Origin of the sequence: Aureimonas phyllosphaerae (assembly GCF_900113065.1) — a bacterium.
GTDB lineage: Bacteria > Pseudomonadota > Alphaproteobacteria > Rhizobiales > Rhizobiaceae > Aureimonas > Aureimonas phyllosphaerae.
The window spans coordinates 36052-51049 of record NZ_FOOA01000016.1 but is presented as its reverse complement, the minus strand read 5'-3'; the positions used below and the strand labels follow the sequence as shown (position 1 = coordinate 51049).

Annotated in this window: 17 protein-coding genes; 12 read left to right on the top strand and 5 right to left on the bottom strand. The window is 70.0% G+C overall.

Translation table 11 applies throughout. The features are described from left to right. Window positions 1-153: 153 nt before the first annotated feature. The gene (gene hemE / locus BM175_RS16930) at window positions 154-1179 is read right to left on the bottom strand and encodes a uroporphyrinogen decarboxylase (protein ID WP_090965101.1); all 1026 of its coding nucleotides are present in this window, start codon (window positions 1177-1179) and stop codon (window positions 154-156) included. Between the two features lie 616 nt (window positions 1180-1795). On the opposite strand from hemE, the gene BM175_RS16925 reads away from it, so the two are divergent. The 5 genes from BM175_RS16925 to BM175_RS16905 are packed head-to-tail and all read left to right on the top strand — an operon-like array spanning window position 1796 to window position 5521. Next, window positions 1796-2395: a Maf-like protein gene (locus tag BM175_RS16925; protein ID WP_090965099.1), complete on the top strand. Its 600-nt coding sequence runs from the start codon at window positions 1796-1798 to the stop codon at window positions 2393-2395. Further along, window positions 2388-3224 carry a shikimate dehydrogenase gene (locus BM175_RS16920; protein WP_090965097.1) on the top strand — a complete coding sequence of 279 codons (837 nt, stop codon included), beginning with the start codon at window positions 2388-2390 and terminating at the stop codon, window positions 3222-3224. Before BM175_RS16925 ends, BM175_RS16920 begins: the two co-directional genes overlap by 8 nt. Next, complete coding sequence (gene coaE / locus BM175_RS16915; RefSeq protein ID WP_090965095.1) at window positions 3221-3814, top strand: dephospho-CoA kinase; 594 nt, start codon at window positions 3221-3223, stop codon at window positions 3812-3814. The genes BM175_RS16920 and coaE overlap by 4 nt, the downstream gene beginning before the upstream one ends. Before the next feature lie 60 nt (window positions 3815-3874). Further along, on the top strand, window positions 3875-4582 hold the full coding sequence (gene dnaQ / locus BM175_RS16910; RefSeq protein WP_090965093.1) for a DNA polymerase III subunit epsilon: 708 nt from the start codon (window positions 3875-3877) through the stop codon (window positions 4580-4582). A gap of 48 nt (window positions 4583-4630) precedes the next feature. Continuing rightward, the gene (locus tag BM175_RS16905; protein WP_090965091.1) at window positions 4631-5521 is read left to right on the top strand and encodes an EamA family transporter; all 891 of its coding nucleotides are present in this window, start codon (window positions 4631-4633) and stop codon (window positions 5519-5521) included. A 61-nt stretch (window positions 5522-5582) separates the two neighbouring features. Here the strand turns inward: BM175_RS16905 and secB are convergent, their stop codons facing one another. Both secB and BM175_RS16895 read right to left on the bottom strand, forming a co-directional pair. Continuing rightward, entirely contained in the window at window positions 5583-6104 is a 522-nt protein-coding gene (gene secB / locus BM175_RS16900; RefSeq protein WP_090965089.1) for a protein-export chaperone SecB, read from the bottom strand. 132 nt (window positions 6105-6236) lie between these two features. Then, the gene (locus BM175_RS16895; RefSeq protein ID WP_090965087.1) at window positions 6237-6764 is read right to left on the bottom strand and encodes an FxsA family protein; all 528 of its coding nucleotides are present in this window, start codon (window positions 6762-6764) and stop codon (window positions 6237-6239) included. Between the two features lie 152 nt (window positions 6765-6916). On the opposite strand from BM175_RS16895, the gene BM175_RS16890 reads away from it, so the two are divergent. From BM175_RS16890 to BM175_RS16875, 4 genes are read left to right on the top strand one after another with little or no spacing between them, the layout of a single operon-like run. Then, window positions 6917-7609, top strand: a complete 693-nt coding sequence (locus tag BM175_RS16890; protein ID WP_090965086.1) for a Tim44/TimA family putative adaptor protein — start codon at window positions 6917-6919, stop codon at window positions 7607-7609. A gap of 25 nt (window positions 7610-7634) precedes the next feature. Then, on the top strand, window positions 7635-8753 hold the full coding sequence (gene mltA, locus BM175_RS16885; protein WP_090965084.1) for a murein transglycosylase A: 1119 nt from the start codon (window positions 7635-7637) through the stop codon (window positions 8751-8753). Beyond that, window positions 8750-9292 (top strand): Smr/MutS family protein, encoded by a 543-nt coding sequence (locus BM175_RS16880; protein WP_090965081.1) that lies wholly within the window; start codon window positions 8750-8752, stop codon window positions 9290-9292. The genes mltA and BM175_RS16880 overlap by 4 nt, the downstream gene beginning before the upstream one ends. Continuing rightward, window positions 9289-9684 carry a helix-turn-helix domain-containing protein gene (locus BM175_RS16875; protein WP_090965079.1) on the top strand — a complete coding sequence of 132 codons (396 nt, stop codon included), beginning with the start codon at window positions 9289-9291 and terminating at the stop codon, window positions 9682-9684. The genes BM175_RS16880 and BM175_RS16875 overlap by 4 nt, the downstream gene beginning before the upstream one ends. Window positions 9685-9688: 4 nt before the next feature. Here BM175_RS16875 and BM175_RS16870 read toward each other — a convergent pair whose 3' ends face one another. Together BM175_RS16870 and BM175_RS16865 are read right to left on the bottom strand one after the other, a co-directional pair. Continuing rightward, a complete protein-coding gene (locus BM175_RS16870; RefSeq protein ID WP_244546052.1) occupies window positions 9689-10654 on the bottom strand; it encodes a DUF1402 family protein in 966 nt (321 codons plus the stop codon). Window positions 10655-10793: 139 nt separating this feature from the next. After that, window positions 10794-11255 carry an Lrp/AsnC family transcriptional regulator gene (locus BM175_RS16865; RefSeq protein ID WP_055886111.1) on the bottom strand — a complete coding sequence of 154 codons (462 nt, stop codon included), beginning with the start codon at window positions 11253-11255 and terminating at the stop codon, window positions 10794-10796. A 172-nt stretch (window positions 11256-11427) separates the two neighbouring features. Here BM175_RS16865 and BM175_RS16860 point away from each other — a divergent pair, with 172 nt between their 5' ends. The 3 genes from BM175_RS16860 (at window position 11428) to ilvD (ending at window position 14994) form a co-directional block, all read left to right on the top strand. Continuing rightward, on the top strand, window positions 11428-12153 hold the full coding sequence (locus BM175_RS16860) for an aspartate/glutamate racemase family protein (protein ID WP_090965075.1): 726 nt from the start codon (window positions 11428-11430) through the stop codon (window positions 12151-12153). Between the two features lie 50 nt (window positions 12154-12203). Continuing rightward, the gene (locus BM175_RS16855) at window positions 12204-12998 is read left to right on the top strand and encodes a class II glutamine amidotransferase (RefSeq protein ID WP_090965073.1); all 795 of its coding nucleotides are present in this window, start codon (window positions 12204-12206) and stop codon (window positions 12996-12998) included. A gap of 151 nt (window positions 12999-13149) precedes the next feature. Continuing rightward, window positions 13150-14994 carry a dihydroxy-acid dehydratase gene (ilvD, locus tag BM175_RS16850; protein WP_090965206.1) on the top strand — a complete coding sequence of 615 codons (1845 nt, stop codon included), beginning with the start codon at window positions 13150-13152 and terminating at the stop codon, window positions 14992-14994. Window positions 14995-14998 lie beyond the last annotated feature (4 nt).

The following is a 14998-nucleotide window of genomic DNA, read 5'->3' as shown; positions in this document are numbered from 1 at the left end:
CCAAGGGAAATGATTTCCCCTGGACCCCTCTTCGTTCAAAGCGCGTCCGAGATGGGGAAGGGCCACTGGCCCTTTCCCATCTCGGAAATGGTTCCAAACGAAAAGAAGGGTTCGGGAATTCCTTCCCGAGCGGGGATCGGGGCGGCAGCCCCGCTATCCCCCCCGCCGCACCCGCTCGACGAGGTGCTCGACATGGGCGATCGGCGCGTCCGGCGTGATGCCGTGGCCGAGGTTGAAGATCAGTGGGCCGTGGCCGAGGCTCTGGAGGATGGCGTCGATGCCCTCGTCCAGCGCGCGGCCGCCGGCGATGAGGCGCAGCGGATCGAGGTTGCCCTGGACGGGGCCCTGCCGCTGGAGATCGGCGGCGAAGGAGAAGGGGACGGACCAGTCGAGACCGATGGCATCGACGCCCGTGCCCTCGCGATAGGCGGGCAGGAGCGGTCCGGCGCCCTTCGGGAAGCCGATGATGCGAGCGCGGGGCACGGCGGCGCGCACGCGCTCGACGATGCGGCGGGTGGGTCCGATCGAGAAGCGATGGAAGGACAGTTCGTCGAGGACGCCCGCCCAGGAATCGAAAATCTGGACGCAGTCGGCCCCGGCCTGCAGCTGGCGGATCAGATACTCGGCGCTCATCTCCGCGAGGAGTTCCAGAAGCTCGTCCATGGCCTCCGGATGCTGGTAGGCGAAGCGCCGCGCGGGACCCTGGTCGGGCGTGCCGTGGCCGGCGATCATGTAGGTCGCCACCGTCCAGGGCGCGCCGCAGAAACCGATGAGGGTCGTCTCCTCGGGCAGTTCGGCGCGAAGGCGTGCGACGGTCGCGATCACGGGCGCGAGGTGGGTCTCGGCGTTGGTCGGATCGAGGCCGGCGATCTCGTGCGGCGCGATCGGATCCATCTGCGGACCCTCGCCCTGCACGAAACGAACGTTGCGCCGCAGGGCGTCGGGGATCACGAGGATGTCGGAGAAGAGGATCGCCGCGTCGAAGCCGAAACGGCGGATCGGCTGCAGCGTCACCTCGGTCGCAAAGTCCGGATTGTAGCAGAGATCGAGGAAGCCACCGGCCTGCGCCCGCGTCTCGCGGTATTCGGGCAGGTAGCGTCCGGCCTGGCGCATCAGCCAGATGGGGGGCGGGAACACGGTCTCGCCGGCGAGAACGCGCAGGAGCTTGCGCTCTGGCATGGGACACCTTTCGGGAAGCGGCACGGGCGAGGCGAGGGATGCCCGGCGCGAGGCCCCGCGTCCAGTCTCTTTCGAGACCGGTTTGAGGGCCGAGCGCCGGTCGCTCGTCAGATAGCCCGAAGGGTTTTCCCGTCCGCCCCTCTTAGAAAAGAAATCCATGAATCTGAGATTCTGATTCTATGAGTCGGTGGATCACGGGAATTCACAGGGGCGAAACGACGGGCCGAGAACGGGGCTTCGCCGTATCGAGGCGGATGGATCGGCGAAGCGGCTGGCGCATCAGGTGGTTGGCCGGCGAGACGGCCGGAAGAGGGGAACAAGCGTCCCCGAAATTCACAAGCGCAGGGCCACAGGCGCCAAGCGCTCGTGAACTGTGGATGACGGCGGAGTTTTCAAAAGGGGCGAAATCGCTTGCCAGCCGGCCACGCCGCCGGTCCACTGATTCCCACAAGGGGGCGACAATTGCGGGGGCCGCTGGAGCTTTCGCTGGACGGGCGGGGGAGAATCGAGTCCCGCTTCGCAGGGCCGCTTCCCGCGTTTGGCGGGCTCTAATAGACAAGCGCTGTTTGAACAAAGATTTAAGGACGCGCGGCAACGCGCGGGAAAGGATGCCGGCATGAATCGCGATCTCGTACTGGCCTCGGGCAGCCGCCACCGGCAGGCGCTTCTGACGCAAGCCGGCATCCGGGCCGAGGCCGATCCCTCGACGCTGGACGAGCGACTGGTCCAGGCGCCGCTGAAGGATTCCGGCGCGACGCCCGACGAGGTGGCGCTGGTGCTGGCCGAGGCGAAGGCGGTCGACGTGTCCGAGCGGCGCCCCGGGGCGCTGGTGATCGGGGCCGACCAGGTCCTGTCGATCGGCGACGAGGTCCTGCACAAGCCGGAAGACATGGAGGCCGCGCGTCGCACGCTCCTGAAACTGTCGGGCCGCACGCATCATCTCGACAGCGCCGTGGTGCTGGCCGAAGGGGGCGCGGCGGTCTGGCGTCATGTCTCGCGCGCCTCGATCACCTTCCGGGACCTGACACCGGCCGAGATCGGGCGCTATCTCGCCGCGGCCGGCGATGGGGTGCTGACCAGCGTCGGCGCCTACCAGGTGGAAGGACGCGGCCTGCAGCTGATGGAGCGGATCGAGGGCGACCTCTTCACCATCATCGGCTTGCCCATGCTGCCGCTGATCCGCGAACTCCGGGCGCGGGGCGCGCTCGATGCGTGAGGCACCGCGCGCCTTCGTCACCGGCTGGCCGATCTCCCATTCCCGCTCGCCGCTGATCCACGGGACGTGGCTTCGCGACCTGCGGATCCCGGGCTCGTATGAGCGAATCGCCGTGCCGCCGGAAGATTTTCCGGCTTTTCTCGGCCGATTGCAGGACGAGGGCTTTGCCGGCGGCAACGTCACCATTCCCCACAAGGAGGCGGCGTTCGCCGCCGCCGCCCGGCTCGACGGGGCGGCCGAGGCAATCGGCGCGGTCAACACGCTCTGGTTCGAGGACGGCCGCCTGACCGGCGGCAACACCGACGCCTACGGCTTCTCCGCCAATCTCGACGAGCGCCTTGGCGGCTGGCGCGAGGCGCGAGCTGCGGTGGTGCTGGGCGCGGGCGGCGCGGCGCGCGCCGTGGTGCATGCGCTGCGGGAAGCCGAGATCGCCCGCATTACCATCCTCAACCGCACGCGCGCACGCGCCGAGCGTCTGGCGGACGCCTTCGGGGCCGAGGCGGGTGCGGAGGACGACTTTTGCGCGCTCGCCGGGTCCTGCGACCTCGTGGTCAACACGCGGCCCGCCGATCCGAAGGGCCTCGCCGAGGGCGACGCGCGGGCGATCGAGGCCCTGCCGGACGGCGCCCTCGTCACCGACATCGTCTATGTGCCGCTGGAAACCCCGATCCTTCGCGCGGCCGCGGCGCGCGGCCTTCGCACCGCCGATGGGCTCGGCATGCTGCTGCATCAGGCGGTGCCGGGCTTCGAGCGCTGGTTCGGGCAGCGGCCCACGGTCGACGAGGCGCTGCGTGCGGCGGTGATCGCCGACATCGAGGCGCACGCGTGAAGGTCCTCGGCCTCACCGGTTCGATCGGCATGGGCAAGTCGACGACGGCCGAGATGTTCGAAGCGCTCGGCGTGCCCGTCCATTCCGCCGACGCCACTGTCCACCGCCTCTATGCCGGACGCGCCGCGTCGCTGGTGGAGGCGCGCTTTCCCGGCACGGTGCGGGACGGCGTCGTCGATCGTGCGGCGCTCGGCGCGCGGGTGCTCGGCGACGCCGAGGCGCTCGCCGCGCTGGAAGCCATCGTCCATCCCCTGGTGCGCGAGGAGGAGCGGGCGTTCCTCGATGCCGCGCACGCGGCGGGAGCGCCGCTCGCGGTCCTCGACATTCCCCTTCTCTACGAGACCAGCGGCGAGGGGCGGGTCGATGCCGTCCTCGTCGTCACCGCGCCGCCGGACATCCAGCGCGCGCGCGTCCTCGCGCGTCCGGGCATGACGGCGGAACGGTTCGAGAAGATTCTCGCCAGCCAGATGCCGGACACTGACAAGCGACGCCGCGCCGACTTCGTGATCGACACCGGCGAGGGACTGGAAGCTGCACGAGGCGCGGTGCGGCGGATCGTCGAGGGGTTCGGCGCGCTGCCCAAGACTTGAGGCTTGCGCGCGGACGCCGCCTGTCCGACATGGGGAGGGGAGAGCCCCAAGGGAAATTCCATGCGCGAGATCGTCTTCGACACCGAAACCACCGGGCTCGATTTTGCCGAGGACCGCGTGATCGAGATCGGCGGTATCGAACTTTGGAACCACATCCCGACGGGGCGGGAGTTCCACTGCTTCATCCGCCCGCAGGGGCGGAAGGTGGACCCCGGCGCCTTCGACATCCACGGCATCTCGGACGACTTCCTGAAGGACAAGCCGGTCTTTGCCGAGGTGATGGACGACGTCCTCGCCTTCTTCGACGATGCCCGCCTGATCGCGCACAACGGCACGTTCGACATGCGCTTCATCAATGCCGAGCTCGCGCGCCTCGACCGGCCGCCGATCCCGGCCGATCGCCTGATCGACACGCTGACCATGGCGCGGCGCAAGTTTCCGATGGCGCCCGCGACGCTCGACGCGCTCTGCTCGCGCTTCTCGATCGACACGTCGAAGCGCGACAAGCATGGGGCGCTGGTCGACTCGGAACTGCTCGCGCAGGTCTATATCGAGCTGATCGGCGGTCGGCAGTCGGCGCTGCGCCTCGTCACCGAGGACGAGGCGCGGGCGAGCGAGGGCGGCGAGGGTGGTGCGCGCGCCCTGCCGCCGCGCCCCGCGCCCTTGAAGCCCCGCCTCACCGCGGCCGAGACCGAGGCCCACCGTGCCTTCGTCTCGGGGCTCGGCGACGCGCCCCTCTGGCGGCGCGTCGAAGGCTACGATACCTGACGATCGCGCGCCTGTTCAGGAGCGGGCGGAGCTTCTAGAAGCGGCGGCATGGATGCGCCGCTTCTCCCATTTCGCCATTTCCTTCTCGGTCTCGCGGTCGTCGCCGTCTGGGGCACCAATTTCGTGGTGATCCACGAGGGGTTGAAGCATCTGCCGCCGCTTCTCTTCGCGGCCCTCCGCTTCCTGTTCGCGGCCCTGCCCGGCATCTTCCTGTTTCCCCGCCCGCGCGTGCCGTGGAGCCATCTCGCCGCCTACGGCATCCTGATCGGCACCGGCCAGTTCGGGCTCCTGTTCATCGCCATGAACGGCTTCATCTCGCCGGGGCTCGCGTCGCTCGTCATCCAAAGCCAAGTGTTCTTCACGATCGCGCTGGCGATGCGCCTGTCGGGCGAGACCATCCGCCCGTTCCAGTGGGTGGCGCTCGGCCTCGGGCTCGCCGGCCTCGGGGTGATCTTGACGCACACCGACGGCACCACGACGCCGCTCGGCCTCGCGCTGGTGCTGGTGGCGGCCCTGTCCTGGGCGGGCGGCAACATCGTCGCGCGCCACAGCCGCGTCACCAACATGCTGCCCTACGTCATCTGGGGCAGCGTCTTCTCCGCGCCGCCGCTCTTCGCCCTGTCCTTCGCGCTGGAGGGCTGGGACGCGATCCGCGCCGGGCTCGTGCAGGCCGACGCCGTGACCTGGGCCGCCGTCCTCTGGCAGACCGTCGGCAACACGATGTTCGGCTATGCCGCCTGGGGCTGGCTCCTGTCGCGCCACCCGGCCGCGCTGGTCACGCCGATGGCGCTCCTCGTGCCGCTGTTCGGTATGGGCGCCTCGGCGCTTCTCCTCGGCGAGCCGCTGCCGATGTGGAAGATCGCGGCCGCGCTCCTCGTCATGTCCGGCCTCGTCCTCGGCCTTCTCTATCCGCGCTGGCAGCGCCACCGCGCCGCCTGACGAAAAAGGGCGCCGCCGGTTGTCCCGGGGCGCCCCTGATCGATGGTCCGGCCGGCTGCGGTCAGACGACCGGCTGCACCTGCGCCTTCGCGCGCTCCTCGGCGAGGCGCTGCGTGAAGAGCGCCGCGAAATCGATCGGGTCGATCATCAGCGGCGGGAAGCCGGCATTGCGCGTGACGTCGGCGACGATCTGCCGCGCGAACGGGAACAGGAGGCGCGGGCACTCGATGAAGAGGACCGGCAGCATGTGCTCCTGCGGGAAGCCTTCGAGGCGGAACACGCCGCCGTATTCGAGTTCCACGTGAAACAGCGTGTCGGTGCCCTCGCCGGCGCGCGCGTTCAGCGTCAGGCGCACGTCGTATTCGTGGTCGCCGCCCTGCACCGGGTTGGCACCGACATTGACGCCGATGTTGATGCCGGGCGCGCGCGACTGGCCGCGCAGCGAGCCGGGCGCGCCGGGGCTCTCGAACGACAGGTCCTTGATGTACTGGGCGAGGATGTTCAGCGAGGGCTGGGCCGCCTGGCCCGCACCGTTGGCGCCGTTCGCGCCATTGGCGCCGTTGGTGTTGTCGATCTGGGACATCGGGGCTCCTCGGGCGCGTCTCCCGCGCCCCTTCCAAGATGGCGGCACTTCAGCCGCGGCTCGGGGCCGCAGCTATCACGGGGCCGGGGGGAGAAACAAGCGCGGGCAGGCTTTGCGCCGGGGCGGCGCCCGTCAGTGCAGCGTGCGGGGCCCGCGCTCGTCCGGATCGTCGCCCGGGCCGTCGAGCCGCGTCCAGGGGCTGCCGTCGACACCATCGCGGCGGCGGAACTCGCCGCCGGTGAGGTCGATCACCTCCGGGCCCGGCTGGCGGTAGGGCGCGGTGCGCGCGCCTGTCGGGCCGACCACGACGATGCGCGAGCGCAGGCGATGCCACACGAAGTCGCGCACCGGCGGCAGGAACAGGAGAAGGCCGAAGACGTCGGTCACGAAACCCGGCAGGATCAGGAGAATGCCGGCGAGCGCGATCATCGCGCCGTGCACGATCTGCCGTTCGGGCAAGCGCCCGGCGCGCGCCTCGGCCTGCGCGGCGCGCAGGGTCGACAGGGTCTGCCGCTTCAGGAGCGCGGCGCCCACGACGATCGAGAGGATGACGAGCGCCAGCGTCGGCCAGACGCCGATCTCGCCGCCGACCCAGATGAACACGCCGATCTCGATCAGCGGCAGCGCCAGAAGCGCCAGGGGGATGAGGATCAGCGGCATGGGGGGGCTCGAGGTCTCCAGGAGGGGCGGAAGGGTCCCGCCGGTGCGCGCTCAACATAGGACGCGGAAGCGTGAATTTGAATGCGCGCCGCCCTGGCTCTATATGACGGAGGCATAACCATCGCTTGATCCAACGGGACATACGGGCATTCATGGGCTTCGGGACGATCTTCTTCATCGTGGTGGCGGCGATCGTCCTGTACCAACTGCGGTCCGTGCTCGGCCGGCGGACCGGAAACGAGCGTCCGCCCTTCGACCCCTATTCCCGCCCGACCGAGGGTCCGGCGCCCGCGCAGGGCAACGTCGTGACGCTCCCGTCGCGCCGGGTGAACGCCGACGAGACGGCCGCCAACCCCTATGAGGCGATCGACAAGGCGACCGTGCCCGGCAGCCCGACCAACGAGGGCCTGCGCCGGATCAAGGACGTCGACCCGAGCTTCGAGGTCGCGACCTTCGTCGAGGGCGCCAAGACCGCCTACGAGATGATCGTCACCGCCTTTGCCGACGGCGACCGCAAGCTGCTCCAGAACCTCCTGTCGCCCGAGGTCTACCAGGGCTTCGATGCCTCGATCTCGCAGCGCGAGGCACGGGGCGAGCGACTGCAGTCCTCCTTCGTCGGCATCAACGACGCGACGATCACCGGGGCCGAGCTGAAGGACCGCGAGGCGCTGGTCACGATGCGCATCGTCTCGCAGCTGATCTCGGCGACGCTGAAGTCCGACGGCACGGTGGCCGACGGCGATCCCGAGACGGTGGTCGAGGTGATCGACGTGTGGACCTTCGCCCGCGACACGCGCTCGCGCGATCCGAACTGGCGTCTGGTGGAAACCGAGTCCGAGGACTGACCGCCGGCACGCGAGGGGCATCCGCATGACCGCCTCCCCGAGCCGAGCCGGACCGGAGCCCCGCTTCGCACCGATCGGCTTCTCCGACCTTCCCGACTGGGGCCGCGCCGATCATCGGCCGGCCTTTTTCGCGTTCCGGCGCTCGGCGCCGGCGCTTCTCGCATCGACGAGCCCGGCAGCTGTCGTCGAGCTCCCGCCCGCCGCCTTCGCCCCCGCCGCGCGCGCCGCGCTGGCGATGCGCGGGGATCCCTCTGCCGCGGATGCCCGCGCCTTCTTCGAGGCGGCCTTCCGCCCGGCGGACATCCTCGATGGCGGCGCGCCGGCGCGCGGCTTCGTGACGGGCTACTACGAGCCCGAACTTGCCGCATCCCGCACCCGCACCGCCCGTTTTCGCGTGCCGCTCTACCGCCCGCCGGCCGACCTTGTCGCGCTGACCGATGGCGAAAGCGTCGAGGGCCTCGAGGCCGGCACGCGCTTTGCCATGCGCTCCGACGACGGGACGCTCGTTCCCTATCCGACGCGCGCCGAGATCGAGGACGGCTGGCTCCGGGGCCGCGACCTCGAACTCGCCTTTCTCGACAGCGAGGCGGACGCATTCTTCGTCCACGTCCAAGGCTCGGCGCGCCTCGTGCTGCCGAACGGAGCTTTGATGCGCGTCGGCTATGCCGCCAAGAACGGGCACCGCTTCACTGCGATCGGCCGCGTCCTCGTTCAAGAGGGCGAACTGCCGCTGGAGGGGGCCGACATGGCTGGCATCCGCCGCTGGCTCGCCGCGCATCCCGACCGGGCGCGCGCGCTCCTCCAGCGCAACCGCTCGTTCATCTTCTTCCGCGAGGTGCCGGTGGAGCCGAGAGCCGGCCCGATCGGCGGCATGGGCGTGCCGCTGACGCCGCTCGGCTCTCTGGCGGTCGACGCCTCGCTTCACACCTACGGCATGCCGGTCTTCGTCGACGCGCCGGACCTTGTGATCGGCGATTGCCCCTTCCACCGGCTCCTCGTCGCGCAGGACACGGGCTCGGCGATCGTCGGCCCGGCGCGCGGCGACATCTTCGTCGGCTCCGGCGAGGCGGCGGGGCAACTGGCGGGGACCGTGCGCCATGCGGCGCGCCTCGTTGCCCTCGTGCCGCGCGCGAGCCTGCCGTGAGGCGCCGGCGCGACCTGTCCGGCGAGGAGCGGCGGCTCTGGGCGAGCGTCGCGCGCTCGGCCGTGCCGCTGCCCGGCAAGGCGACACCCGAAGCCCCACCCGAGCCGGCCGTGCCGGCACCCGCCGCGAAACCCGAGCCGCCGCGTGCCGGCACGATGGCGGCCGCCTTTCCCGCCGCCGCCCGCCCCCGCCTTGCCCCGACGCCTCCGCCGCTGTCGCCGATCGACCGGCCGGTGCGCCGGAAGATCGGCAAGGGGCGTATCGAGCTCGAGGACCGGATCGACCTCCACGGCTGGACCGAGGCGGTGGCGCACGGGGCGCTTCTCCATTTCCTGCGCTCCGCCAAGGCGAGGGGACTGCGCCACGTCCTCGTGATCACCGGGCGCGGCGCATCCTACGGCTCGACGGGGAGCCTGAAGCGGGCGCTGCCGCACTGGTTCTCGACCCCGGACTTCCGCACCCTCGTGTCGGGCTACGACCAGGCTGAGCGCGGGCACGGCGGCGAGGGGGCCTTCTATGTCCGGGTGCGCCGGCGATGACGCCGTTCGGCCTGCGCGTCCGGGCGCTGCGCGCCGAGCGCGGCATCACGCAAGGGGAGATGGCCAAGGCGCTGGGCGTCTCGGCCGCCTACCTTTCGGCGCTCGAGCACGGCAAGCGCGGGCGCCCGACCTGGTCGATGCTCCAGCGCATCATCGGCTATCTCAACGTGATCTGGGACGATGCGGAGGATCTCGAGCGCCTCGCCGAGCTGTCGCATCCCAAGGTGGTCCTCGAGACCGGGACCCTGAGCCCGGAGGCGACCGCCTTCGCCAACCGGCTCGCCGAAGCCCTGCCGCTGTTGGAAGCCGCCGACATCGCGGCGCTCGACACGCTCCTGCAGGAAGCGGCCGTTCGCGGCGAGGCGGCCGAACGGGCCCGCCGCCGCCGCTGACGCGTCAGGGGAAGATCGCCTCGAGGTCGGCGATCTTCTCGTTCACCAGCCAGCCGTAATAGTTCTCCTCCGGCAGGCGCCCGGCGCCCGCCCGGTTGGCGGCCGCGAGCTTCTCGGCGCGCCCGAACGGATCGCCGACATTGTAGAGCGTCGCGACGACGCCCGGATTGTCCGAGATATCGAAGCCCGCGATGTCGCTGTAGGCGTCGATCGAGACGCGGATCACGGCGGCCATGTAGGCGAGCGTCCGGTCGGGGTCCATGATCGAGGCGTAGACCTCGCCGGCGTCGCGCATGTCGAGCGGGGCATAGCCGGACACGCGATGCACCATGTCCGACACCGACAGGGCGGTCAGCGGGTTGAGCTGGCCGAGGCCGAAGGTCTGGCCGGCGTAGAAGGGCTGGAAGAACACCGCGCCGAAGCGGTTGTCGGGAAAGCTGGTGCCGCCCACCGTCCGCCCGCGGAAGCGCCGCTCGAACACCGCCTCGCGGCAGGCCCAGAGCCGCGCGTCGCCGCGTGCAGTCTCGCATGGCTGGAACTCGGGACGGGCCACGAAGTCGGCGACGCTCTCGCCGCGATAGGCGAAGTCGACCCCGGCGTTGAGGTAGGAGGCCGCCTTCACGTAGTAGCTCTGGAGCTGGTCCATCGCGTCGACATTGTAGGTGTGCTCGCCGACCAGCGCGCCCGCGATGTGGATCGGGCGGATGCCGTAGGCGCGCGCGGCCTTGCGGATCTTGTCCTGCAGGCTGCGGTTCCCGGCAAGGAGCGCGTGGATCTTCTCGTATTTCGCCTTGAAGGAGGACCGCGTCGCCTTGGTGCGCGAGCGCGACCCGCCGGGGATGTCCGGCTGCTCGGCGTGACGGTTGCCGGGCGGCACGCGGATGTCGGCGAGCGACGGCTGCGCGCCGAGGCAGGCGAGGGCGAGGAGAAGGGCGCTGCGGGCCATGACCCGCTGGACAAGGGACGGCATAGCCATCCGCTAACCCATCGGACCGGCTCGCGGAAAGCGATTTTCACGGTCAGGATACGGCTGCAACCGGAGTGCGACCAAAGCACCACAGGTCATCTGCGCACTGCCGCGCCCGCTGCTTCACGTGAAACATCGCCCGTCAGGCGTAGCGCGTCGGCAGGGCGACGTCGGCCTTCACGGTCTCCATCGAGATGTAGGCGGACACGTCGAACAGTTCAACGCGCGCCACCAGCCGCTTGTAGATCGTGTCGTAGGTCTCGACGTCCGGCAGCACCACCTTCAGGATGTAGTCGAAGTTTCCGGTGAGGCGGTGCACCTCGACGATCTCGGGGATGGCGGCGAGCGCGGCGCGGAACTCGTCGAGCCAGGTGCCGGAATGGCGAGAGGTCTTCACGATCACGAAGACGGTGGTCGGCAGGTTGATGCGCTTGCGGTCCACCAGCGCGATGCGGCGCTTGAGGTAGCCCTCGTCGCGCAGGCGCTGGATGCGCCGCGAGCAGGCCGAGGCCGACAGCGAGGCGCGCTCGGCCAGCTCCTGCACCGGGCGGTCGGCATCGTCCTGAAGAAGGTCGAGAAGGAGGCGGTCGCGATCGTCGAGCATGGGCAAGGTATGCGCGGTTCGAACGCTGTGCGCAAGCAGGATGCGCGAAACGTCGATTTCATGCATCTCGTGTGCACCGTTTTACGACCCGTTCATGAACTAAGCGTGCCGATTGCACGACAGGGGCGCTAGTCTTTCCCCATCGACATCGGGACGAGCGGGGGAATACGGGATGAAGCGGATCGGTCTGATCGGGGGCATGAGCTGGGAATCCACCGCCGTCTACTACCGCCTCCTCAACGAGGCGGTGCGACAGGCGGGCGGCCCGCTGGATTCGGCCGACATCCTCCTCCACTCGCTGAATTTCTCCGAGGTTGTCGCGCTGCAGACGGCCGGCCGGTGGGATCTCGCCGCGGCTATGCTCGGCGACAGCGCCCGGCGCCTCGAGCGGGCCGGCGCGGACTGCGTCCTCATCTGCACCAACACGATGCATCTCGTCTCGGCCGAGGTCGCCGGCGCCGTGTCGATCCCGCTGATCGACATCATCGCCGAAACGGGCGCGGCGCTCGCGGCGCGGGGCGCACGCCGCCCGCTCCTGCTGGCCACCCGCTACACGATGGAACACGGCTTCTACGCCGACCGGCTGAACAAGGCGACCGGCTTCCGCCCGATGGTGCCGCAGGCCGCCGACCGCGAGACCGTGCACCGCGTGATCTTCGAGGAGCTGTGCGCCGGCCGGGTCCTCGACAGCTCGCGGCGCGAACTCACCGCGATCGTCGAGCGCGGGGTGGCGGCGGGTGCCGACAGCGTCATCCTCGGCTGCACCGAGATCGTCCTTTCGCTCGACCCGGACGCGCTGCCCGTGCCGGGCTTCGATTCCACCGCGATCCATGCGGCGGCCGCGGCGCGCTTCGCCATGGCGTTCCAGGACCAGCTTCGCGAACGCATGGTGGCTTAAACCTCAAGCCTTCGACCCTCCATCGGCCGAACGCTTGCCAGGACCGCCCCATGTGCCGCCTTCTCGCCTATCTCGGAACGCCGCTGTTCCTGGAAGACCTCCTGATCCGGCCGGAGGGATCGCTGGTCTCCCAGTCGCTCAAGGCGCGCGAGGCGCGCACCGTCGTCAACGGCGACGGCTGCGGCCTCGGCTGGTACGGCGAGCGGCGGGAGCCCGGCCTCTACCGCGGCGTCCTGCCGGCCTGGTCGGACGCCAACCTCGCCTCGCTCTGCCGGCAGATCCGCTCCGGCCTGTTTCTCGCCCATGTGCGCGCGGCGACCTCGGGCGGGGTCTCCACCGCCAACTGCCACCCGTTCGCGCTGGGGCAGCGCCTCTTCATGCACAACGGGCAGATCGGCGACTACGCCCGGGTGCGCCGGCAGGTCGAGGGCATGATCCCCGACGCCGCCTATGCCGCGCGTACCGGCACCTGCGATTCCGAAGCGCTGTTTCTCGCCGCCTTGGCTCATGGTCTCGAGGACGACCCGGCCGGCGCCTTCTCACGCACGCTCGCCGCGATCGAGGCATTGAAGGCCCCGGACGCCGAGCCGACGCGCTTTGCCGCCGTCCACACCGACGGCCATCGCCTGTTCGCCTTCCGATGGGCGAGCGACGGCCAGCCGCCCTCGCTCTATTCGCGCTACGACGCCGGCGGCGTGATGATCGCCTCCGAGCCCTGCGGCTCGGAGCCCGACGCCTGGGTCGCCATGCCCTCGGGAAGCGTCCTCGAGGCGGGACCGGGCGGCGCCTGGCTGCGTGCCTTCGACGTCGCGACGAGTACGCCGGGCGCGCGCCGCGCCGCCTGAACCGGCGGCGCTCGCCATCCGCCATCCTTTTGACGCGGGCGTCGTTTCGGCTTGTCTGGAACGATTATCGCCTTTGTTCGCCCGTCCCTGTTGGTCTCCGGCCGAAACAGGTGTAATGGCGGGTACGCCTCAAGAGATCGGCAGGTATCCCATGCCCCATTACCGTTCCCGCACCACCACGCATGGCCGCAACATGGCCGGAGCCCGCGGCCTGTGGCGCGCGACCGGCATGAAGGACGAGGATTTCGGCAAGCCGATCATCGCGGTGGTCAACTCCTTCACGCAGTTCGTGCCCGGCCACGTCCACCTGAAGGACCTAGGCCAGCTCGTCGCGCGCGAGATCGAGGCGGCCGGCGGCGTCGCCAAGGAGTTCAACACGATCGCCGTCGACGACGGCATCGCGATGGGCCACGACGGCATGCTCTATTCGCTGCCCTCGCGCGAGATCATCGCGGACTCGGTCGAATACATGGTCAACGCGCACTGCGCCGACGCCATGGTCTGCATCTCCAACTGCGACAAGATCACGCCGGGCATGCTGATGGCGGCGCTTCGCCTCAACATCCCCGTCGTCTTCGTCTCGGGCGGCCCGATGGAGGCCGGCAAGGTCAAGCTCAGCGACGGCAAGATCCACGCGCTCGATCTCGTCGACGCCATGGTGGCCGCTGCCGACGACCGCATGTCGGACGAGGACGTCCAGGTGATCGAGCGCTCGGCCTGCCCGACCTGCGGCTCGTGCTCGGGCATGTTCACCGCCAATTCGATGAACTGCCTGACGGAAGCGCTCGGCCTGTCGCTGCCAGGCAACGGCTCGACGCTCGCCACCCACGCCGACCGCGAGGACCTGTTCCTCGAGGCCGGGCAGCGCATCGTGGCGCTCGCCAAGCGCTATTACGAGGGCGAAGACGAGACGGCCCTGCCGCGCACCATCGCCACGAAGGCTGCCTTCGAGAACGCCATGGCGCTCGATATCGCGATGGGCGGCTCCACCAACACCGTCCTCCACATCCTCGCCGCCGCGCACGAGGCCGAGGTCGACTTCACCATGGCCGACATCGACCGCATGTCGCGCAAGGTGCCGTGCCTGTCCAAGGTCGCGCCGGCCAAGGCCGACGTGCACATGGAGGACGTCCACCGCGCCGGCGGCATCATGGCGATCCTCGGCGAACTCGGCCGGGCGGGCCTTCTCAACCTCGACGTGCCGACCGTCCATACCGTGACGTTGGGCGAGGCGATCGCCAAGTGGGACATCGCGACCAGCAAGGACCCGAGGGCGCTCAAGCTCTTCAGCGCGGCGCCCGGCGGCGTGCCGACCCAGGTCGCCTTCAGCCAGAACGCACGCTGGAAGGAACTCGACACCGACCGCGCGGGCGGCGTCATCCGCGACCGCGAACACGCCTTCAGCCAGGACGGCGGCCTCGCGGTCCTTTTCGGCAACCTCGCCGAGGACGGCTGCATCGTGAAGACGGCAGGCGTCGACGAGAGCATCCTCAAGTTCACAGGCAAGGCGCGCGTCTTCGAGAGCCAGGATGCGTCCGTGAAGGCGATCCTCTCGAACGAGGTGCATCCGGGCGACATCGTCCTCATCCGCTACGAGGGCCCGCGTGGCGGCCCCGGCATGCAGGAAATGCTCTATCCGACGAGCTACCTAAAGTCGAAGGGCCTGGGCAAAGCCTGCGCCCTCGTCACCGACGGGCGCTTCTCCGGCGGCTCCTCGGGCCTGTCGATCGGCCACGTCTCGCCGGAAGCGGCGGAAGGCGGGCTGATCGCGCTCGTCCACGAGGGCGACACGATCGAGATCGACATCCCGAACCGCTCGATCCACCTCGCGGTCGACGACGCCGAGATCGCGCGCCGCCGCGGCGAGATGGCCGAGCGCGGGGCCAGGGCCTGGAAGCCGACCGAGGTGCGCAAGCGCAAGGTCACGACGGCGCTGCGCGCCTACGCCTCGATGACCACCAGCGCGGCGCGCGGCGCGGTGCGCCAGGTCGACTGACGCC